Genomic DNA, 19,478 nt, shown 5'->3' on the forward strand with positions numbered 1-19,478 from the left:
CCCCGTGACCGAAAGAATACATCGCTGCGAGCATCCGCTGGGCGGCGGCGTTGCCGCCGATTGCCGCAGCGCGAAGCCACTTCGACGCAGCCCGGTGACGGGTCGGTCGCGACGGACACAGTGCGGCGCCATGCAGGTTTATGGTCCCTGCAAGCTCCTGCGCGCAAACATCGCCTGTCGCTGCTGCGGCGACATAGTGCGTAACAGCATCATTGAGTCTGCCTTCGAGATACGCTCAATCACCGTTTGCGCTGTGTGCAGGTTCAGCTGCTGCGGTTGAACCGCAAGCCAACGTGAACAGGCACACAGCCATTGTCATTGCAAGGTCAGGCAAATCCGCGTGTTTTCGACAGTCCATGACCGCTGCTAATACGTCATGTCGACGACGTTACCGCTGGTCGGCTCGGCGCGCTCCGGACGGGACACCGGCTCCGGAGCGACGGGCGTTGCTGCATCGGCCGGCAGCGGCTCGGGAACAGCCGCAGCAGCGGCAACATCAGCGCCACGCGGCGCCGTGACGTTCGACAACGGAGCGGTCGCGATGGCGATCAGCGCAAACGCGATGGCAGCAAAGCATGCGACAAAAGCAGCCATAACACTCAGACTTTCGCGACGGTCATCGCTTTGGGCGGTCGCTACGCCGGGCTTCAATTCGGTGCGAATATTGCCGTTCAACATGATCATCTCCTGTTTTGCACCGCCTCAACATGAGGCGTTTGCGTGGAGACAATTTAGGTTTTCAGCGAGTCGCAGCGTTATCGCAAAGTCGGCAAAAAAAATGCCGAATATTCGGCAAATTCAGTTGATGGTGCGCGAAGTTTTCAGGGCGCTGCACAACCCACAAGCAGCTCTACCAGTGCGCAGGAAATGGCTTGTGAATCGTGTACGTCTTCTGCTCCACTGACAGGTACCCCCCGGCCACCAGTTCCTTCAGTATGCGGCTCACCATGTCGCGAGAAGCCCCCACCCGTTCAGCAATCTCGATCTGCGTCAGCTTTTTTGCAGACACCCGAAGCCCGTTGCGAGGTTCGCAAATCTCATTGAGCAATTGTGTCACCCGCTCGTACACATCCATCAGCGCGAGGTTTTTTGCCACTTCCGTAGTGCGTCGGGTGCGTGCGATGAGCACATCGACCAACGTCATTGCGAAATCAGGATCACTCATCACTGCGCTGCGCAACATCGCCCGCGAAATGAGTACGAGTGTGCATGGCTCGATTGTCATCACCGACGCCGACCGCGCGCGACCATCGAGAGCGAGTTCGCCAACAAACTCGCCCGCGCTGCGGTTGGCCAGGATCATCTCCGTGCCTCCGGCGTCCGAGACGAAAACCTTGACCGCTCCCGCGAGCAAGACATAAATGGTGTCGGAACTGTCACCCTCGGTGATGAGCAAGGTGTTCCGCGGGAAGCTCCGCACCACACCGCAGGCAGCAAGGGCACGGATGGCGGGATCGCTAATGGCGAGTAGCTGCTGTTGACTGGGACTCGAGGTCGACATTGGATAGCACCTTCGTGACACCGGACGCGCATCACACCGACCGGCAATGTGCAGAATTCTCCGCGATTTTTCTGCGGAATCGTCAATGGACAGGCCCTGCAGTCCGGCATATATTGGTTCGACGCGCGGCACTGGACGTGGCTTTGCTGCCTGCGACCGGGCTGCTGAAAGGGTGCGAGATGTTTAAGTTGAACTATCTTTGCCATATCGTCCCAGCGCAGGCAAGGCTCACGCGCAGCGCCTGCGCAATGCCTGCCAAGCGACCTCGGTCAATAGCCTCATGGCTTCGTGCCGCGACTGGTGCCTTCGTCGCCGGTTGTATGGCCGTTGCGGCAGCAGCATCCAACATTGTGGTCACTGGCATTCAGGTGGACGGCAAATCCGACGTATCGTCCGTCGATGCAGCGCTCCGCGCAAAGGGAAATGCCTCACCCGTGCAACGTTCGCTCGCGCGCGGCAGCGAGCTCGAATTCGAGTCCGAGCTGATTGTTCCTGCGCGTACCGTGATCACGCTCAAATCCAGTAACGGCAACACCATCACACTTCAACCCGGTAGCCGCTTCGTCGTTCGCCTCGTCAGTGATGAAGGAGAAAGCTACTCCATCGAGGAAGGCAGCGTGTCGCTTGACGTCGTCAAGGCGCTCAACTTCTTCAACGTGAATTACCGCCGCTTTCTCGCCTTTGTCAGAGGCACCCGGTTCAGCGTTGAGGTTGAACCGGACAAGGAGATCCGATTTTCGGTGACCGAAGGCACCGTCGAAGTACAGCGCGAGGTGAAGGTGCTGATCCGCGAGCCGGGTGCTGAGGATCGGACGGCTGAAGTTGTTACCAGCGAAACACTGGATACCAATACCAAACGCAGTGTCACCTATCAGCTCAATTACGACGACTATCTGAAGACATTCGACACGCTCAAGGGGGCGGAGGAGTACTTTCAGAAGCAGCTCGAGGAGAGCGAAGCGAGCCGCAACGATGAGCGAATTGCTGCCTCTCTTGCGAATCTCATCAATGTGATGCGCAAAGTGGACAAGCCGAGGATCGCACTAACGCTATCGCAGCGTGCGAGTACGTTGCGCGGCCTGTCCAACGCGAAGCGCTTCAAATTTCTTCTTGCGACTGGCGCCACGCACGCCGAATTAGGGGAGATTCGTCAAGCGCTTGCACTCTTTGGGGAATCGCTTGACCTGGCACGGCGATCAGGCATCGAATCTGCCGTTTGTCAAAGTTGTGCCTTGGGAAATCTTGCGCAGGCCTACGCAAGATTGGGAGAATCTGCAAAAGCGCTGCAAATGCTCGAAGATGCGCGTGCGACCGCGGTTCGTGAATCGCACCCGGACAGTAAAGCCAGCTTGGCTAACACTATCCACAATATGGGTGTCGCGTATTTGAATGAGGGCAACCCGGTGAAGGCGCGTTCGCTCCTTGAAGAGTCTCTAGCCATGCGAGTAAAGCTATATCCAAATCGCGCACATCCCGATACAGCTTGGAGTTACATGACTCTAGGTACGGTGTTGTCGCTGCTGGGAGACTTCCCAACCGCTAGCGAACACTTTGCCAGAGCTCGCGCAATGCAGGCTGAGCTATATCCCAGCGAAGCCAACCGTGCCGTCGCACTTACCCTATATCAGGTAGCAAGACACAATTTGCGGCAAGGACGCATGGAGGATGCGATGCAGGCAATCAAAAAATCAGTGATGCTCTACGAAGAAGCACAGATTGCTGACTCTGAATCTGTCATACGAGCATACTTATTTCAGGGCGAAATGCTGGCCCGACTGGGCAATTGTCAGGCAGCCCTAAAGTCGTTCGAAAGTGCCGAGACCACTTATCGGCAGCGACCGCCAGCCGGTGGCAGCGCCGAGGAGTTTCTGATCCATCAGGCCTTCGGTACTTGCCACGACAAACTTGGGCACGAGAATCTCGCGATCAGCGCCTTTAGCAAGGCGATCTCATCAGCCGAAAGCCACTATGGGAGCGGAATCGGCTCACGCGTCAACATTTCGCACGCTCGCCTGGCGACGATATTCGAGAAGCGTGGAGAACTTGAGAGTGCACGATTCCACCTGGAAAGGATTATTGCCACCCTTGCTAACTCAAGTGATCGTGCAAGCGCGACGTTCGCCACGGCGAGCCTTGCCAGCCTGGCCCGGATTTCGATGTCGGCTGGCGATGCGCGAGCTGCCATTGCCTATTTAGAACGGGCCGTGGCAAAGGCGAGCCAAATGGCCGACTTAACCAGTCAATTGTTGATTGCAGAAGCACAAGATCGCCTCACAGAGGCATGGACAATGCTCGGAGACGCCGAGAAAGCCGCCAAATATTCCGACGATGCCAAGCGAACGCGGGCCGCTATCTCAGCGCGGTCATCCTCCAATGCCACCGCCACGCCTGCTGGCAGCGGAAGCAGTGCCAAGTAGATCGCGAAGGCTGTCTTTCCCTCGCAGCACTTGCCGTACGACAGTTCCACCATCCATCGCTTACAGTCAGTGTCAAACCGTGTACTCGTGATCTCAGTACCCTCGATAGCCCGCTACACCGCGCTCTGGTTGCTCGCGATGGCCGTGGTGCTGTGGACGCCGTGGTGGCGGGAAGCGGACTGGCGGGTATTCGGTTTACTGAACAAGTCCAACACGCCTAGCTGGCCGCAGCAGTGGGTGATCGTGGACGTCCCGTATGAAGACGCAGACGGTGACCCGACCGTGTTCCGCAGGGAGATCAGCGACGTGCTAGCAGCCATCCGCGAGCGCCAGCGCCCGCGCATGGTGATTCTTGACGTTTATTTTTCGTCCGACCCCCGTGGACTGGATGTGCTGCAGGGTTCATTGCGACAACTGCGTGACGCACGAATTCCGGTCTTTGCCGCGATCAACCCGGTCGACCAGAGCGGCAACCCGACGGCGCAATTCATGAGCAGCCACGCGGCCCCGATTTACCAGCAACAGCTCGACGGCTTCGGCCATACGCAATTCGAGTTTGGCGGAAGCACGCTCAAGTACGAGCCCTTTCTTGCCTTGTCGTCCGCTCTGGCGGTGCCCGCGCTGGCGGTCGTCGTTGCCGAACAGCAATTTGCTCGCCCTGTCACCTCGGAGAACACATCACTGATCGTCAACGTCGGCAAGCCCGCTGTTGCCGTTGAGCATACGGTCCGTGCGTTTCGCGCGGTCGACGGCAGCATCAATTTCCGTGGCGCGAAGGGATCGGTCGATTTGACCGGAACCAACGTATTGATCGGCAGTCTCGACAAGGATCGCAGTCCCTTTGCAAACCGCAGCGGCCCGGAGCTGCTTGCCTGGGCACTGATTGAGCGGACGAGCACTTTTGATGCAGCGGTTGCTCAGCGACCATTGACCAGTGACTGGATAGTGGTTGTGCTGGCAACCGTGGTGCCTCTTGCTTCAGTGCTAGCGTTCTTGCGCCTGCGACGACTGCCGCGCCGGCAAACCCTTACGCTGTGGGTGCCCGCACTGGGGGCCGTGGTGCTCGGCCTCACTCTTGTCGCGATGTGGATCGGATTGACGTATGCGCTTGGCTATCTCTACCCGCGGGTCACGCTGGTTGCTGTTGGGGTGATGCTGGCGGTGGCACTGGCGTGGCTCAGCGCGCGACAGGCGGCGCTTCGCAGCGCAGTAGAGATGCAGATTGATGACCAACGCGAAGTTCTGGCGCCTCAATACGATTTCTTCATCAGTTATTCGAGAACCCCTGACAACGCTCGCTGGGTAGCAAAAAACGTATATGAGCCGTTGCGAAGCGCGCGCGACGCGAGCGGCAGGCCGCTACGGGTGTTCTTTGATACCGAAGACATCAAGGCGGGCGCGTCGTGGTACGCAACCCTGGTGACGGCCATCAACAGCAGCAGGCATTTCGTTGCAGTGTATTCAAAGGACTACTTCAGCAAAGGGTTCTGCCGCTTCGAAATGGAGCGCGCCGCAATCCGCCGCGTAAACCAGAACGATTTCATCATTCCAGTGCTTCGTGAAACAGTTCAGGTCCCGGCAGAGTTTGATCACATCCAGTTTGTCGACGCCAGAGACGATCGCGATTTCATTGACAAGGTTCTGGCCCAGGCCAATGCTTCACCGCCGGCCGAGGCTGATCCGTTACAGCGCTGATCATCCTGGTGGCACCGCACGAAACGGGTCAGACGCCGCGCACGTAGGGGTTCATCTTGCGTTCGCGTCCGAACGTGCTCTCTGGCCCATGCCCCGGAATGAACACGGTGTCGTCACCCATCGGCCACAGGCGTTGCCGGATGCTGTTGATCAGGGTCTGGTGGTCGCCCTGCGGAAAATCGGTACGCCCGATTGATCCGGCAAAGAGAACGTCGCCAACAAAGGCGCGCTTCAGCTCGGGTGAATGGAACACTACGTGGCCCGGCGTGTGGCCGGGGCAATGACGCACATTGAGCACATGCCCCCCCAGTTCAACAGTGTCGCCATCGGCAAGCCAGCGCGTGGGCGTGAACGGGTCCACGCGCGGAAAGCCAAACATCTGCCCCTGCTCCGCCAGTGCGTCGATCCAGAACTGGTCGCCCGGATGCGGCCCGATGATCGGCACCTCCAGTCGTTTCGCGAGCTCTGACGTTCCGCCTGCGTGATCGATATGTGCATGCGTGAGCCAGATTTGCTCAATCGTGACGCCCAGTCGCTCGGCCTCAGCCAGCAAGCGATCAATCTCACCGCCCGGATCGATGACGGCGCCATCATGCGTTTCGTCGCACCAGAGCAGGCTGCAGTTTTGCTGGAAGGGCGTGACGGGAATGGTTTTGTAGTGAAGCATCTAACGCAACGGCGGCAAATCAGGTCAGGCGGCTGATCGCGCAGCACGCCACTGCTGGCAGGCCGTGCCGAATGCGGCGAAGATCTTCTGCGACGTGGCGTCCTCGGACGCGCGCCACTCGGGATGCCATTGCAGCGCCAGCGAAAAGCCGGAATGCGCCGCCAGCGAGATGGCTTCAATCTGGCCATCCGGTGCCAGCGCCTCCACACGCACGCCCTCAGCGGGCCGGTCAATGCCCTGGCCGTGCACTGAGTTCACCACCACTTCGTCACGCCCGAGAATCGCGGCGAGACAGCCACCGCTTGTGATAGCGACCGGATGTGCCGGCGCATAGCGCTCGGGCGTCAGCACACCGGCACGGCCACGGGCGCCGCGATGGTCGTCGCGCCCCGGCAGCTCCTGAATGGCCTGATGCAGGCTGCCGCCGAGGGCAACGTTGATCTCCTGCAAGCCACGGCAAATCGCGAGCAAGGGCATGCCGAGCTCGACAACGCGGCGGATCAGGGGCAAGGTGGTGGCGTCGCGCATGGCGTCGAGCGGCAGCGATTCATCATGCACGTTTTGCCCGAAGTGCGAGGGATGCACATTGGCCGGCGATCCAGTCAGCATGACGCCGTCGGCAATCGAGAGATATGCATCCAGGTCTTCCTTGCCGGTGCACGGCAGCGGGATCGGCAGGCAGCCGGCCTGATCGCGCACGGCGTCGAAGTAGCGGTTGTAGAGCACCACCATCGGCACATCGCCGAACATGCGGTTGTCACAGGGGATGAGAACGAGCGGTGGATGCTTGGCGGCGACCGGCATGGCGTAAGTGATTGATTGGAAAGATACCGGCGCTGCATTGACTGCAACGGGGGGATGGATTGTCACATGCCAGCAAACGCAAACGGCTTCTGCGGATGTTGCGCTGAAACACGGCGGGCGCCGCTACGCGATGGTCACCGCGATCAATTTGTCAGCGCCGATTTGCCGGCAGCATTTCTTTCAGTGCACAGCTGAATGCGGCTTGGGCGCCGAAAAACACAACAGTCGACTTGTAACGAAATTCGGCTCCAAGCCCAATTAAAACGGGGCATACAGCAAAAAGCCATATACCCCGTCGAATGCCGACACGCGCCCCGGCAGCTTGCACCGGCGGGCGGATACGGTCGTTACTGCATGTGCTGGCCACCGTTGATCGCGATGTTGGCACCAGTCAGGAACGCGGCCTCTTCGCTGGCGAGGTAAGCGACCAGACCGGCTACTTCTTCCGGCTTGCCGAGACGGCCCATCGGGATCTGCGGGATGATCTTGCTGTCGAGCACGTCCTGCGGGATCGCCATGACCATCTTGGTGCCGATGTAACCCGGCGAGATGGTGTTGACGGTCACGCCCTTGCGCGCCACCTCCAGCGCCAGCGCCTTGGTGAAGCCGTGCATGCCGGCCTTGGCGGCCGAGTAGTTGGTCTGGCCGAAGGCACCCTTCTGGCCGTTCACCGACGAGATGTTGATGATGCGGCCCCAGCCACGATCCAGCATGCCGTCGCAGACCTGCTTGGTCATGTTGAACGTGGAATCGAGGTTGGTCGACATCACGGCATGCCAGTTGACCTTGTCCATCTTCTTGAACGTCATGTCGCGGGTGATACCGGCGTTGTTCACCAGCACGTCAACCGGGCCAACCTCTTTGGTGACCTGTTCGATGCAGGCTTTGGCGGAATCAAAATCCGCGACATCGCAGGGATAGGCCTTGAAGTTGTGGCCCTGCTGCTTCATTGAATCGAGCCACTCTTTCCACGTCTTGTTGCCGGGCGAATAGGTGGTGACGACCTGATAGCCCAGCGCGGCCATCTTGATGCAGATGGCTTCGCCGAGGCCGCCCATGCCGCCGGTAATCAATGCAATACGTGACATTTCTCTCTCCTTATTGTCGACTCGAAAACTGCGGACGCGGCGCTACCGCGACTGCAAAAAATCAGGCGTTGATCAGGCTTTCGCCAGTACATACGTGCCCGGCGCTGCGCCAAGCTTTGACTTCGGCTGCTTCGGTGCGGCGACCCGCTTGCCGGAATGCGGCGCCAGCCAGGTGTACCAGTGCGGCCACCAGCTGCCGGGGTGCTCTTTCGCCTTGCTGTCCCACGCCTCCGGCGTCGGTGCCGGGAAATTGCCCGTCCAGTAGCTGCGTTTTTTCGGCCCCGGCGGATTGATGACGCCGGCGATATGCCCGGATGCGCCCATCACAAACTCAACATCACCGCCCCACAACTCGGCCGAAGCAAAGGCGCTCTTCCAGGGCACGATGTGGTCTTCCCGCGAGCAGTAGACAAACGTTGGCACGTCAACCAGCGCGAGATCAACGTCTTCGCCCAGCATGTTGATGCCACCGTGTTCGGTGAGCTTGTTGTCGAGATAGAAATTGCGGATGTAGTACAGGTACATCGGCCCCGGCAGATTGGTCGAATCGCCGTTCCAGAATAACAGGTCAAAGGCCGGCGGATCCTGCCCTTTGAGATAGTTGTTGACCACGTAGTTCCAGATCAGGTCGTTGGCGCGCAGCGACGCAAACGATTGCGCCAGCTCCGAGCCTTTCATCATGCCGCCGGTGCCGTCCGGCCCGAACTGCTGCGCCCGCATCTGGTAAGTGCTCTCGCCCAGATAGGCCTTGATGTCGCCTGGCTCGCTGAAGTCGAGCAGCGTGGTGAGATAGGTCGCGCTCTCGATAAAGTCGTCCAGCTCGCCGCGCGCCGCCAGCACGCCCAGCGCGCTGGCGAGAATGGTGCCGCCGACGCAGAAGCCCAGCACGTTGATTTTTTCGATACCGGCGTGGCTGCGCACTTCGTCGATCGCGGTCAGCGCGCCCTCTTCCAGGTAGTCTTCCCAGGTCAGCGTCTTCAGCTCTTCCGGCACATTGCGCCACGACACCAGATACACATTGAAGCCTTGTGCCACGGCATGGGCAACAAAGGAGTTCTCCGGTTTCAGGTCGAGGATGTAGAACTTGTTGATGCACGGCGGCACGATCAGCAGCGGCCGCTGGTAGACCGTTTTTTGCGTCGGCGTGTAATGAATGATCTCGATCAGCTCGTTGCGGAACACCACCTGACCGGGCGTCACGGCGAGGTTTTCACCCACCTTGAACGCGGTCTCGTCGGTCATGGCAATGTGGCCGGCCTCAATGTCGTGGGCCAGGTTTTCCATGCCGTGCTTGACGCTTTCGCCCTTGGTTTCGACCGCGCGCTGGATGGCCTCGGGGTTGGTCAGGAAGAAGTTGCTCGGCGCCGAGGCATCAAGGAACTGTTCCAGGAAGAACTTCGCGCGATGCCGCTCACGGTCGTCAAGGTCGGCATGTTCGACCACATCGCGCCAGAACGCCGCAGTGCGCAAATACTGGTCGCGCACGGCCTGAAAGAACGGCTGCGACTGCCAGCCTTCGCCACGGAAGCGTCGGTCCGCCGCTGCCAGTGCAGCGACATCGGTCTGCGGTGAAAACCATTTCATCGCCGCGGCCTGAAATGCTTCCGGCTTGACGGCCGGCAACCACCACCAGCCGGCCTCCGGCGCGGCCGGTGCCCCGGCAAAGGACGGCATAGCCGATGCGGCCCACGGCTGCTGCCCGAGGTTGCCGCTCATCATGGTCTGCATGGCGTCAAGGCCCGCCGCAAACGGGTTGGCCCCGGCCTTGCCGCCACCGGCAAAGGGATTGTCTGCCGACCCTGCTGCGAAGGGATTATTCGCCGCCGCTGCAGCAAAAGGATTGTTCTCCATCCACGCTGCGAAGGGATTGTTGCCCGCCTCACCCGGCTTTTTGGTACTCATCGCTGCGCCTCCTTACCTGAGTCAATGTAGCCAACGCACTTCGCGCTGGCAATGCCCTGATCGCGCTTTTCGGAATTGATGACGCGGAAGTAACATCAAGTGTTGCTTACTTGACCACTGCCCGATGATCATCGTTGCGATCGGCTGGCTTTACGTTGTCGTAATGATCGCCGCAGTTTCTGACACCTTGCTGAAAGCCGTGGTGCGCGTGCTGTTTCTCGGTGTGCTGCCAATCGCCATCCTGCTATGGACACGCGGTCTGCGGCGGCCAAAGCGTCGCGAGGATGGGCAGGAAAGTACTGAGGCAGGCAACACCTCGGGGACTGATCAAGCGGGGGCAGACCCGCGCCGTTGATGCGTTCCGGCCTTGGCTCAGTGCCCGACGTGCAGCAGCGAATGAGTCAGCGTCACCGTAGCGACGCCGAGACCGATCATTACCATCTGCTGCAGGGTGTCCTTCAGCGAAAAACGGCGATGCAGGGTCGGAATCAGATCTGCCACCGCCACGTAAAGCATTGACGCCGCCGCGAAGGCGAGCACCGGGGTCACCCAGGTCTCTGCCTTTTCCAGCGCGAAATAGGCGATCACGCCGCCGACCACCATCGCCAGGCTCGAAATCAGGTTGTAGAGAAAGGCCTTGCTGCGCGAGTAACCCGAGTGCAGCAGCACGAAGAAATCGCTCACTTCCTGCGGCACTTCATGGGCGATGATCGCCAGCGCAGTCACCACGCCCAGCCTGAAATCGGCGAGAAACGCGGCAGCAATCACCACGCCATCGGTCGCGTTGTGCAGGGAATCCCCGATCAGGACCATCAGGCCCGAGCGACCGCCGTCGTGATGGTGATGTCCGTGGCTGTGGTGACGCGCGTGGTCGTGATCGTCCGCCGCGTCGCGGGGCGTCAGGTCGCCGTGCGAGTGCCGCCAGATCACCAGTTTTTCGAGGAAAAAGAAGAACAGCACACCGCCGAGCACCCACGCCATCAGCGAGGCCGGCGCCACGCCTTCCGACAGCGCGTGCGGCAGGATGTCCAGAAATACCACCGCCAGCATCGCGCCCACGGCAAATGCCACCCAGCGCTCGATCGAAGTCAGTCGGGCATAAAGCGCGAATGCTGCGACAGCACAGGAAGCGATGCCACCGATAACGGCGGCGATGATGATGGCGAGGAGCGTCAAAACGGGGAGCTGCGAAGGAGCGGCGCGATTGGCAAGAGAGTCTGACTTGAACTCTCATCACGGCGCGGTTCTGCGCCGTTAATCGCAACAGAATTGCATTTTACGCGAATGACGTCTTCAGTGACTGCGCAAACTCGGCAATGCGTCGCCGCATCGCCGGTCACATGGTCGGCAACCATTGTTGCCAGGCACTCAAAAAAGGTCCACCAAATCGGCAACAGCTTTGGCAAATATCTTTGCAGCCCCCTTACCGAATAAGGACTCACGCCGCATGTGCGACGAAAAGGTTAAGAAGTCGACTTCACGGCTTTTTATGGCTTGAGCCCATATCCTATGGTGTATTCAGCCAAAAGCTGACTGTCAAAACGCCTTTACGACGACGCCTCGCGTTCAGCGTTTGCGCGCCGTACCGCGCGCGGCGCGCTTGACGGTACGTGTCCCGCGCACGGCCGCGACGGCAGCCTCGGCACTGTCGTTCATGGTCTTGCTTGCCGATTCGCTCATCTTGTTGAACGAAGCGTAGGCATCCCGCTGCATTTCCATCGTGCGGATTGACACCTCGACGCCCGACAGCGCAAGCTTCATCCATGCCTCCACGGCGCGCAAGTCCTGAATACGCCGTTCGATCTCGGCCGGGTCAATCGCCTTCATGAACTGCTGCGGGTCAAAGGCACCACCCGCCGCGCTGGCACCGGGCATGCCTGGCATCCCCGGCAAGCCCATCATGCCGGCAAACGGGTTCAGCGCCGCCGGATTGCTCATCATCTTCTGCATGGATTCCGCCCACGCGGCCCAAGGCTCATTTGCTGCCGGTTTTGACATGCCCCGCCCCACCCTTTCCTCCGTGATTGCCGATCAACACCACCGCCAGACTCGCGGCGGTCACTTCGCTGCTAGACTCGTTTGAAGTCTACTCGCGATGCGCTCGTTGGCGCCGGATTGCTACGTGGGAAAAATCATCTTCTGGATTGTTGTCTTCTTTCTGGTGTTGCTGGCGCTGCGCATGTTCTCGGCCCATCAGACGAAACGCGAGCGGCAGGAACGGGAAAAACGCGAGCGCGCGGCCGCCAATGAGCCGATGATCCGCTGCGGCCGCTGTGGCGTCTATCTGCCGAAGTCGAACGCGGTGATGACCGAAACCGGCTACGGCTGCGGCGACGCCAACTGTGCAAACCGGCGCTGAAGGTATCGCGGTCAACGCCGCGCTGCGCGGTGCGCTGATCGGCACGCCGCTGCGCGTACTGCGTCTGCTGGCGCTGTACCGCTGCGTAGTCGCCGTCGCGCTGGCGGTGGCGTCGGGTGCCACCAATCTCGGCTCGTTCAGCTACGCAGCGAGTTCGGCCTATGCCGTCTGGGCGCTGCTCAGCGTGGCGATGCTGGGTCGATTCCGTGGCGGTATCAGCGGCCTGTTGCTGGCGCAGCTGGCAATCGATTTGCTGTTCATTGCCAGCACCTTTTTTGACTCTCACACGCCGGCGACGACGCTGGCCACGTATCTTTATCCGATCCTCGCCGCGCATGGCTGGTTTCTGCGCAGTCGCATCGCGCTGGCGCACGCGGCATTGGCATCAATCGCGCTGTTGCTGGCAGAGCTGCTGCTGCGTACCGGCTCGGTGCAGGCGATCACGCAGGCCGCACTGGTCGGCGCCGGCTACTTCCTGCTCGCGCTGCTCGGCATGCTGCTTGGGCGCAGCGCCGAAGAGTCGGAGCACCGGGCGGCGCTACGCACCGCTGATGTTCGGCGCCTTGCGCATATCAATCAGGTGGTCATCAACGAGCTGGAAGATGGCGTTCTCGTCGTCGGCGCGCTGGGCCAGATCGTGATGGCCAATCCACAGGCGACCCGCTGGCTGGGTGGCGACGAGGCGTCGATGCAACGCGGCGTGCAGCTGCACGAACTGTCGCCCGATCTGCACGCTCGCTGGCAGGCGTTCTTTGTTTCCGGCAGTACGCTGGATGCAGCGCCCATTCGCACGCGCGACGGGCAGCGCTCGCTGGTGCCGCGCATGATGCCGGTGGATCTGGAGGAGCGTGCCGGAACGCTGGTGTTTCTCGAAGACATGGATCAGGCCGAAGCGCAGGCGCAGCAGATCAAGCTCGCCGCGCTCGGCCGCCTGTCGGCCAGCATCGCCCACGAAATCCGTAACCCGCTGTCCGCCATCAAGCAGGCGGCTCAGCTGATTGGCGAGGAAATGGCGGAGCGGCCCGAAGCGCAGGCGCTGACCACCATGATCGACAAGAACGTCGACCGCATCGATCGCATCGTGCGCGATGTCTCCCTGCTCGGGCGCCGCGATCGCGGCACACCGGTCGCCATCGAGGTCGAAACCGCAGTGACTGAGCTGATTGATGACCTGAGCGCCACCTTGCCCGCACCTCGAAACGCTTTCCGCATCGCCACGCAGGGCCAGGCAACGATCCACGCCGACCGTGGTCACTTTGAGGAAATGCTGGTCAATCTGGTGTCCAACGCGTGGCGGCACTCGGCCAGGGTAGAAAACAGCGTCACCATCACGGCAACGGTGGAAGACGACATGCAGCGTGCCGTGATCACCGTGATCGATGACGGCGACGGCGTTCCCGCAGACATTTCGGACCGCATCTTCGAGCCGTTCTACAGCGGCAGCGGCAGCACCGGGCTCGGGCTCTATCTGGTGCGCGAACTGGCACTGGCCAACGGTGGTAGCGTACGTCTTGGCTCCTCCAAAAAGGGAGCCCGCTTTGTGCTCGAATTACCCTTGATGCCGATTCACTGACAGGCGCCCAATGGCCAAAAAACTTGAGACCGCCCCGCGTGTGCTGGTGGTGGACGATGAACCCGATCTGCTGACGTTGATGCAGCTGACCCTGACCAAGCTCGGCCTGGAAGTGGTCACTGCTGATTGCCGTGAAAGCGCACTGGCGGCGCTCGACCGCCAGACCTATTCGTTGTGTCTGACCGATATGCAGCTCGGAGATGGCACCGGACTCGATGTGCTGGCGGCCATCGCCGAACGCGGGCTTGACCTGCCCTGCGCCGTGATCACCGCCTTCGGTAATGCCGACAATGCGGTGGCGGCGCTGAAGGCCGGCGCCTTCGACTATCTTGCCAAGCCGGTTTCGCTCGATCAGTTGCGGACCCTGGTCAAATCGGCCATCAAGGTGCCGGAGCGGCGTATTGGGGCGGCAACGGCAGCAGCAAGTGGCGGTGGGCACGCCAGCGCCGGAGCCGCTGCGGTCAATGCATCAGCGAACGTACCGGCGCTGATCGGCGAGTCGCCCACCATCGAAGCGTTGCGCACGCTGCTGGCCAAGCTGGCCAACACGCAGACGCCAGTGCATATTCACGGCGAATCCGGCACCGGCAAGGAACTCGCCGCACGCATCCTGCATGCATCGGGGCCGCGCGCCAACGGCCCCTTTGTCGCCGTCAACTGCGGTGCAATCCCCGAGAACCTGATGGAAAGCGAGTTCTTCGGCTACCGCAAAGGTGCATTCACCGGCGCCGAGAGCGATCGCGATGGCTTCTTTCAGGCCGCCTCGGGCGGTACCCTCTTTCTCGACGAAGTCGCCGATTTGCCGCTGCAGTTGCAGGTGAAGCTGCTGCGCGCCATCCAGGAGCGCAAGGTGCGCAAGGTGGGCAGCACTGCCGAAGACGCGATTGATGTGCGCATCGTGAGCGCCACCCACAAGAATCTTGGAACCCTGGTGCAATCCGGGCACTTCCGGCAGGACCTGTTTTACCGTCTGAACGTATTGCAGGTGTCGATGCCCGCGCTGCGTGAAATTGCGTCCGACATCCCCGTCATCGCCATGCGCACGCTGGCGCGCATCGCCAGCGGCATGACCGTTGCGCTGGCACCGTCGGCAATTACGGCGTTGACACGCTATAGCTTCCCGGGCAACGTTCGTGAGCTTGAAAACGTCCTCGAGCGCGCCATGGCGCTGGCCGACAATCCGGCCCGCATTGAGGTTTCGGATTTGCGGTTGACCGTTGACGACAATCCGGTCACCCAGGCAGCAGCCACATCGACGCCAACCGGCTCTGGCACGCTGGCTGGACGAACGCCACTGCAGGACTTTCTTGATCGCGCCGAGCGCGAAACCCTGGAGCTGGCACTGGCGCAGACGCGTGGCAATCGCACCCAGGCCGCCAAGCTGCTCGGCATTACCTTCCGCTCGATGCGCTATCGGCTGGAGCGGCTGGGCCTTGAACCGGACGATGAGTAACGCTCTGGCAATTGATTCCACCGCAGCCTGGGACGCTGGCTGGTGGCTCGCCGCCGAACGCCGTTACAGCCCGAATTTCAATGCGCGACCGGAAGGCACAACCGTCGATCTGGTGGTGCTGCATCACATCAGCCTGCCACCCGGGGTATTCGGGGGTGACGAGGTGGCGGCCTTTTTCGAGAACCGGCTCAATCCCTCCGGCAACGCCGAGCTGGAAGCGATAGCGCACCTGCAGGTATCGGCGCACTTTTTTCTGCGCCGCGGCGGGTTATTGCAGCAGTTTGTGAGCTGCGATGATCGTGCCTGGCAAGCCGGTGTCTCCTGCTGGCACGGTCGACACACCTGCAATGACTACTCGATCGGCATCGAAATCGAAGGCGATGCCGTGCAGCCTTTCACGGCCGCACAGTACACGGCGCTGGACCCATTGCTCGCAGCCATCGCGGCCCGTTATCCGGTCCGCGCGGTCACCACGCACAGCGAAATTGCGGCCGGGCGCAAGGTAGATCCTGGCCCAACCTTTGATTTTTCGCGACTTGCGCGGCGCTGGGCAGTCTAGGGCCTGCCTGCACCGCACGCATTCTGGCTACGCCAACTTGAGTGTCACGTCGATGTTGCCACGCGTCGCGTTCGAGTACGGGCAGACGATGTGCGCCTGGTCGACCAGACCCTGCGCCACGGCACGATCAACGCCCGGAATGGCGACGGTCAGCGTCACCTCGATACCAAAGCCCGTCGGCAGTGGGCCGATACCGACATCGCCGGTGATGGTGGTGTCGGCGGGCAGCGCGACCTTGGCCTTGCCGGCGACAAACTTGAGGGCGCCGAGGAAGCAGGCGCTGTAGCCCGCGGCGAACAGCTGTTCGGGGTTGGTACCGGGCAGGCCATTGCCACCAAGCTCCTTCGGGGTCGTCAGCTTGACATCGAGAATGCCGTCGGACGAGCGCGACGTGCCCTCGCGGCCGCCGGTCGAGGTGGCTTGCGCGCGGTAGAGAACTTTTTCGAGAGACATGGGCTTTCCTTAATTTTCGGGAGTGAGGGTTGGCGCAGGCTCGGTCGCCACACGGGCAACCAGTTGGTCGCGCAAGGCCTGCAGCTCGCGCGTCAGTGATTCGATGGCGGGCAGATCGCAGCCCGACAATTGCAGGATGCAACGCGGAATAGCCTCCGCCCGCGCGCGCAACCGCTTGCCGGCCGGTGTCAGCGACAGCTCGACATGGCGCTCATCGCGTTCGCTTCGCTGGCGTTGCAACAGGCCAAGCGCCTGCAGCCGCTTGGTCAGCGGTGTCAGCGTGCCGGAATCCAGAAACAGCCGCGCGCCCAGCTCGCCGACACCCAAGGTGCCGTGCTGCCACAAGGCCAGCATCACCAGATATTGCGGATAGGTCAGACCGAGCTCCGCCAGCAGGGGCTTGTACACCTTGGTCATGGCCAGCGACGACGAATACAGCGCGAAACAGAGCTGGGCATCGAGGTCGAGAATGTTGGCAGGTGTCTTCATCGTGGAGCGTTTGCCTTCGGACAGGCGAGTCGTGGCGGCCTGGTTGCGCTGGCGCTCATCGCGCTGGCGCGTCGGTCAATTCGTCATCGGAATAAATTATATTGCACACAATATAATTGTCAACAATTTTTAATCGTTAGTGACTTGTGCAGATAAGCCGCAGCGTTGGCCAACTGCATACAATGCGCACCCATGCAGTTCATCCTCGAATACGCGCCGATCATCCTGTTCTTCGCCGCGTACAAGCTCAAAGACATCTATTTCGCCACCGGCGTCGCCATCGCAGCTTCGGTTCTGGCGATCGCCTACGCCTGGTTCGCCACACGCAAGGTCAGCACCATGCAGTGGCTGTCGCTCGGCATCATCGTGATCTTCGGCGGCGCGACGCTGCTGCTGCACGATGAAACCTTCATCAAGTGGAAGCCGTCCGCGTTGTACGGCGCCTTCGGGCTCACCCTGCTCTTCGGCAAGCTGGTACTCGGGCGCGACTGGATTCGTGTGCTTTTCCAGCAGGCGCAGATTCAGGCACCTGACGCCGTCTGGGGCCGCATCACGTGGGCGTGGATCGTCTTCTTTGCGTTCATGACGGCGCTGAATGGTTATGTTGCAACGCAATACAGCCTTGATGCCTGGGTCAATTTCAAGGTGTGGTGGGCGATGGGCATCTTTTTCGCCTTTACCGTCGCCAATGTGGTCGTGCTCGCCAAATACATGAAGGAAGGCGACCCCGTTGATAACGCACCCACCCGGGGCGATCAGGCCTGATCGGCCATCCAGCGGACGGCCATGAGCGAACTGACTGCACTGCTGATTGAGCGGCTGGCCCCGCTGGCGCCCACCACCGTTGAGGTGGCCGATGACTCGGCAAAACACGCCGGTCATGCCGGAAATACCGGCGGCGGGCACTTATCGGCGAAAATCGTGTCCAACGCGTTTTCCGGGCTTTCCACGGTGGCTCGCCACCGGGCGGTCTACCGGCTGGTGGCTGATTTGATGCCGGCGCGCATTCATGCGCTGTCGCTGATCACCAGTACGCCCGAAGAACTTTCATCAACCAACGACAAATCCAACAACAGGAATCTTCAATGATCTATCGTCAAACGCTCGCGACCGCTCTGCTGCTCGCCGTGATGGGCACACCGGCCGTTGCGCAAACGGCAGCCAAGAAACCGGCGGCAGCGGCAGCCGCAGCCGCCGCCAAGCCCGCCGCCGGCGGTGACCTGGTATCGCAGGCGCAGTTCGACCTTATCCTCAAGGAACGCATGGGGCAAGGGCAGCCGGACTCGCCCGAGCTGCGTGCCGCGCTGCGCGATGAATTGACCAACCGCGAGCTGTTCCTGCGCGCCGCCAAAGCCAAAGGCATGGATCGCGACGCCACGATGAAAACGCAGATGCAGGTGGCGAGCGAGTCGATCCTGATTCGCGCCTACATCGGTGACTTCCTTGGCGCCAATCCGGTCGGTGACGATGTGCTCAAGAAAGAGTACGAAACCATCAAGGCCGGCCTTGGCGACAAGGAATACCGCGCTCGCCATATCCTGGTCGAGAAGAAGGAAGATGCTGACGCACTGATCAAGCAACTGCAGGGCGGCGCCAAGTTCGACGATCTCGCCAAAGCCAACTCGAAGGACCCCGGCTCGAAAGACAACGGCGGTGATCTCGACTGGGCGGTGCCATCCAACTACGTGAAGCCGTTTGCCGATGCGCTGGTTGCCCTGCAAAAAGGCAAATACACGCCGCAACCGGTACAAAGCCCGTTCGGCTACCACATCATCCAGCTTGATGACGTCCGCGATGCCAAGGTGCCGAGCTTCGATGAAGTGAAGCCGCAACTGGCGCAACGCCTGCAGGGTCAGGTCGTCGAGAAGCATCTCGCCGAGCTGCGTGCCAAGGCTGGCATCAAGTAAGCTGCCAGCCACTCAGCGAGCATTTCGCTGCGATGCACAAAGCCACCTTCGGGTGGCTTTTTCATTTTCGGGTGACAAAAAGGACAGGCAGGCGACAGTCTGATCAACAATAATCAACAAGTCACTACTTCGGAGGAGGCGTTACTTGAACAGTTTCTTGAAAAACAAGGATCTGCTCGCCGGATTGATGTTCATCGTCATCGGCGTGGTGTTCTTTGTTGGGGCATACAACTATCAGATGGGGACAGCCGCCCGTATGGGGCCGGGGTACTTCCCGCGCATTCTCGGCGGTGTGATGGCGGTGCTGGGCGTTATCGTCGCCGGTATTGGCCTCAAGAATCAGGCGCAATGGGCCGCAACTGATGGCATCGGCTGGACCTGGAAGCCGGTCATCATCCTGACAGCCGCTGTGGTGCTGTTCGGTGCCACACTGCCGTCGCTCGGCATGGTGATCGCAATCATCCTGCTCACCATCATTTCCGGCATCGCGGCTCACGACAAGAATTATCGTGAACTGGCAATCATCACCGTGATCATGTGCCTGTTCTGCGCTGCCGTCTTCGTGTGGGGGCTCAAGCTGCAGATGAAACTCTTCCCCTGGAGCTAGGCAA

Annotated in this window: 21 protein-coding genes; 11 read left to right on the forward strand and 10 right to left on the reverse strand. The window is 60.8% G+C overall.

Annotated elements, in window-relative coordinates:
• Positions 1-366: 366 nt before the first annotated feature.
• Both FKL89_RS11610 and FKL89_RS11615 read right to left on the reverse strand, forming a co-directional pair.
• Complete coding sequence (locus tag FKL89_RS11610) at positions 367-678, reverse strand: hypothetical protein (RefSeq protein ID WP_156862903.1); 312 nt, start codon at positions 676-678, stop codon at positions 367-369.
• A gap of 172 nt (positions 679-850) precedes the next feature.
• A complete protein-coding gene (locus FKL89_RS11615; protein ID WP_156862904.1) occupies positions 851-1,501 on the reverse strand; it encodes a Crp/Fnr family transcriptional regulator in 651 nt (216 codons plus the stop codon).
• Here FKL89_RS11615 and FKL89_RS11620 point away from each other — a divergent pair.
• Both FKL89_RS11620 and FKL89_RS11625 read left to right on the forward strand, forming a co-directional pair.
• Positions 1,501-3,918, forward strand: a complete 2,418-nt coding sequence (locus tag FKL89_RS11620; protein ID WP_156862905.1) for a tetratricopeptide repeat protein — start codon at positions 1,501-1,503, stop codon at positions 3,916-3,918. The genes FKL89_RS11615 and FKL89_RS11620 overlap by 1 nt on opposite strands.
• A gap of 87 nt (positions 3,919-4,005) precedes the next feature.
• Positions 4,006-5,613, forward strand: a complete 1,608-nt coding sequence (locus FKL89_RS11625) for a toll/interleukin-1 receptor domain-containing protein (RefSeq protein WP_156862906.1) — start codon at positions 4,006-4,008, stop codon at positions 5,611-5,613.
• A gap of 28 nt (positions 5,614-5,641) precedes the next feature.
• Here FKL89_RS11625 and FKL89_RS11630 read toward each other — a convergent pair whose 3' ends face one another.
• The 4 genes from FKL89_RS11630 to FKL89_RS11645 form a co-directional block, all read right to left on the reverse strand.
• Complete coding sequence (locus tag FKL89_RS11630) at positions 5,642-6,280, reverse strand: MBL fold metallo-hydrolase (protein ID WP_156862907.1); 639 nt, start codon at positions 6,278-6,280, stop codon at positions 5,642-5,644.
• A gap of 24 nt (positions 6,281-6,304) precedes the next feature.
• Positions 6,305-7,084, reverse strand: coding sequence for a gamma-glutamyl-gamma-aminobutyrate hydrolase family protein (locus FKL89_RS11635; RefSeq protein WP_156862908.1), 780 nt, complete (start codon positions 7,082-7,084; stop codon positions 6,305-6,307).
• A 347-nt stretch (positions 7,085-7,431) separates the two neighbouring features.
• The gene (phbB, locus tag FKL89_RS11640; RefSeq protein ID WP_156862909.1) at positions 7,432-8,172 is read right to left on the reverse strand and encodes an acetoacetyl-CoA reductase; all 741 of its coding nucleotides are present in this window, start codon (positions 8,170-8,172) and stop codon (positions 7,432-7,434) included.
• A gap of 72 nt (positions 8,173-8,244) precedes the next feature.
• Positions 8,245-10,074, reverse strand: coding sequence for a PHA/PHB synthase family protein (locus FKL89_RS11645; RefSeq protein ID WP_156862910.1), 1,830 nt, complete (start codon positions 10,072-10,074; stop codon positions 8,245-8,247).
• Positions 10,075-10,198: 124 nt separating this feature from the next.
• Between FKL89_RS11645 and FKL89_RS11650 the strand changes: the two genes are divergently transcribed.
• Complete coding sequence (locus tag FKL89_RS11650; protein WP_156862911.1) at positions 10,199-10,429, forward strand: hypothetical protein; 231 nt, start codon at positions 10,199-10,201, stop codon at positions 10,427-10,429.
• Between the two features lie 17 nt (positions 10,430-10,446).
• Here FKL89_RS11650 and FKL89_RS11655 read toward each other — a convergent pair whose 3' ends face one another.
• Both FKL89_RS11655 and FKL89_RS11660 read right to left on the reverse strand, forming a co-directional pair.
• Complete coding sequence (locus FKL89_RS11655; protein ID WP_156862912.1) at positions 10,447-11,250, reverse strand: ZIP family metal transporter; 804 nt, start codon at positions 11,248-11,250, stop codon at positions 10,447-10,449.
• 390 nt (positions 11,251-11,640) lie between these two features.
• Complete coding sequence (locus FKL89_RS11660) at positions 11,641-12,072, reverse strand: PhaM family polyhydroxyalkanoate granule multifunctional regulatory protein (RefSeq protein ID WP_156862913.1); 432 nt, start codon at positions 12,070-12,072, stop codon at positions 11,641-11,643.
• A 124-nt stretch (positions 12,073-12,196) separates the two neighbouring features.
• Between FKL89_RS11660 and FKL89_RS11665 the strand changes: the two genes are divergently transcribed.
• Genes FKL89_RS11665 through ampD form a run of 4 tightly spaced genes read left to right on the forward strand, consistent with a single transcriptional unit; the run spans position 12,197 to position 16,018 of the window.
• Entirely contained in the window at positions 12,197-12,433 is a 237-nt protein-coding gene (locus FKL89_RS11665; RefSeq protein WP_156862914.1) for a PP0621 family protein, read from the forward strand.
• Entirely contained in the window at positions 12,417-14,006 is a 1,590-nt protein-coding gene (locus tag FKL89_RS11670) for a sensor histidine kinase (RefSeq protein WP_156862915.1), read from the forward strand. The genes FKL89_RS11665 and FKL89_RS11670 overlap by 17 nt, the downstream gene beginning before the upstream one ends.
• Positions 14,007-14,016: 10 nt before the next feature.
• Entirely contained in the window at positions 14,017-15,459 is a 1,443-nt protein-coding gene (locus FKL89_RS11675; RefSeq protein ID WP_156862916.1) for a sigma-54-dependent transcriptional regulator, read from the forward strand.
• Positions 15,452-16,018 (forward strand): 1,6-anhydro-N-acetylmuramyl-L-alanine amidase AmpD, encoded by a 567-nt coding sequence (gene ampD / locus FKL89_RS11680; RefSeq protein ID WP_156862917.1) that lies wholly within the window; start codon positions 15,452-15,454, stop codon positions 16,016-16,018. Before FKL89_RS11675 ends, ampD begins: the two co-directional genes overlap by 8 nt.
• A gap of 27 nt (positions 16,019-16,045) precedes the next feature.
• Here ampD and FKL89_RS11685 read toward each other — a convergent pair whose 3' ends face one another.
• Together FKL89_RS11685 and FKL89_RS11690 are read right to left on the reverse strand one after the other, a co-directional pair.
• On the reverse strand, positions 16,046-16,471 hold the full coding sequence (locus FKL89_RS11685) for an organic hydroperoxide resistance protein (RefSeq protein WP_156862918.1): 426 nt from the start codon (positions 16,469-16,471) through the stop codon (positions 16,046-16,048).
• A 9-nt stretch (positions 16,472-16,480) separates the two neighbouring features.
• Entirely contained in the window at positions 16,481-16,960 is a 480-nt protein-coding gene (locus FKL89_RS11690) for a MarR family winged helix-turn-helix transcriptional regulator (protein WP_156862919.1), read from the reverse strand.
• Positions 16,961-17,152: 192 nt separating this feature from the next.
• Here FKL89_RS11690 and FKL89_RS11695 point away from each other — a divergent pair, with 192 nt between their 5' ends.
• The 4 genes from FKL89_RS11695 to FKL89_RS11710 all read left to right on the forward strand — a co-directional run bounded on the left by FKL89_RS11695 (position 17,153) and on the right by FKL89_RS11710 (position 19,474).
• On the forward strand, positions 17,153-17,725 hold the full coding sequence (locus tag FKL89_RS11695; protein WP_156862920.1) for a septation protein A: 573 nt from the start codon (positions 17,153-17,155) through the stop codon (positions 17,723-17,725).
• A gap of 21 nt (positions 17,726-17,746) precedes the next feature.
• Entirely contained in the window at positions 17,747-18,049 is a 303-nt protein-coding gene (locus tag FKL89_RS11700) for a BolA family protein (RefSeq protein WP_156862921.1), read from the forward strand.
• Positions 18,046-18,867 (forward strand): peptidylprolyl isomerase, encoded by an 822-nt coding sequence (locus FKL89_RS11705; RefSeq protein WP_156862922.1) that lies wholly within the window; start codon positions 18,046-18,048, stop codon positions 18,865-18,867. The genes FKL89_RS11700 and FKL89_RS11705 overlap by 4 nt, the downstream gene beginning before the upstream one ends.
• A gap of 145 nt (positions 18,868-19,012) precedes the next feature.
• Positions 19,013-19,474, forward strand: coding sequence for a tripartite tricarboxylate transporter TctB family protein (locus tag FKL89_RS11710; protein WP_156862923.1), 462 nt, complete (start codon positions 19,013-19,015; stop codon positions 19,472-19,474).
• Positions 19,475-19,478: the final 4 nt, after the last annotated feature.

The sequence above is a fragment of the Casimicrobium huifangae genome, assembly GCF_009746125.1.
Taxonomy (GTDB): domain Bacteria; phylum Pseudomonadota; class Gammaproteobacteria; order Burkholderiales; family Casimicrobiaceae; genus Casimicrobium; species Casimicrobium huifangae.

Excerpts from the sequence above, each read along its gene's own strand:
- FKL89_RS11705 (WP_156862922.1), top strand. The coding sequence starts at position 18,046 with ATGATCTATCGTCAAACGCTCGCGACCGCTCTGCTGCTCGCCGTGATG.
- FKL89_RS11675 (WP_156862916.1), top strand. The coding sequence starts at position 14,017 with ATGGCCAAAAAACTTGAGACCGCCCCGCGTGTGCTGGTGGTGGACGAT.
- FKL89_RS11645 (WP_156862910.1), bottom strand. The coding sequence starts at position 10,074 with ATGAGTACCAAAAAGCCGGGTGAGGCGGGCAACAATCCCTTCGCAGCG.
- FKL89_RS11660 (WP_156862913.1), bottom strand. The coding sequence starts at position 12,072 with ATGTCAAAACCGGCAGCAAATGAGCCTTGGGCCGCGTGGGCGGAATCC.
- FKL89_RS11615 (WP_156862904.1), bottom strand. The coding sequence starts at position 1,501 with ATGTCGACCTCGAGTCCCAGTCAACAGCAGCTACTCGCCATTAGCGAT.
- FKL89_RS11695 (WP_156862920.1), top strand. The coding sequence starts at position 17,153 with ATGCAGTTCATCCTCGAATACGCGCCGATCATCCTGTTCTTCGCCGCG.
- FKL89_RS11610 (WP_156862903.1), bottom strand. The coding sequence starts at position 678 with ATGTTGAACGGCAATATTCGCACCGAATTGAAGCCCGGCGTAGCGACC.
- FKL89_RS11685 (WP_156862918.1), bottom strand. The coding sequence starts at position 16,471 with ATGTCTCTCGAAAAAGTTCTCTACCGCGCGCAAGCCACCTCGACCGGC.
- FKL89_RS11650 (WP_156862911.1), top strand. The coding sequence starts at position 10,199 with ATGATCATCGTTGCGATCGGCTGGCTTTACGTTGTCGTAATGATCGCC.
- FKL89_RS11630 (WP_156862907.1), bottom strand. The coding sequence starts at position 6,280 with ATGCTTCACTACAAAACCATTCCCGTCACGCCCTTCCAGCAAAACTGC.
- ampD (WP_156862917.1), top strand. The coding sequence starts at position 15,452 with ATGAGTAACGCTCTGGCAATTGATTCCACCGCAGCCTGGGACGCTGGC.
- FKL89_RS11690 (WP_156862919.1), bottom strand. The coding sequence starts at position 16,960 with ATGAAGACACCTGCCAACATTCTCGACCTCGATGCCCAGCTCTGTTTC.
- FKL89_RS11700 (WP_156862921.1), top strand. The coding sequence starts at position 17,747 with ATGAGCGAACTGACTGCACTGCTGATTGAGCGGCTGGCCCCGCTGGCG.
- FKL89_RS11635 (WP_156862908.1), bottom strand. The coding sequence starts at position 7,084 with ATGCCGGTCGCCGCCAAGCATCCACCGCTCGTTCTCATCCCCTGTGAC.
- phbB (WP_156862909.1), bottom strand. The coding sequence starts at position 8,172 with ATGTCACGTATTGCATTGATTACCGGCGGCATGGGCGGCCTCGGCGAA.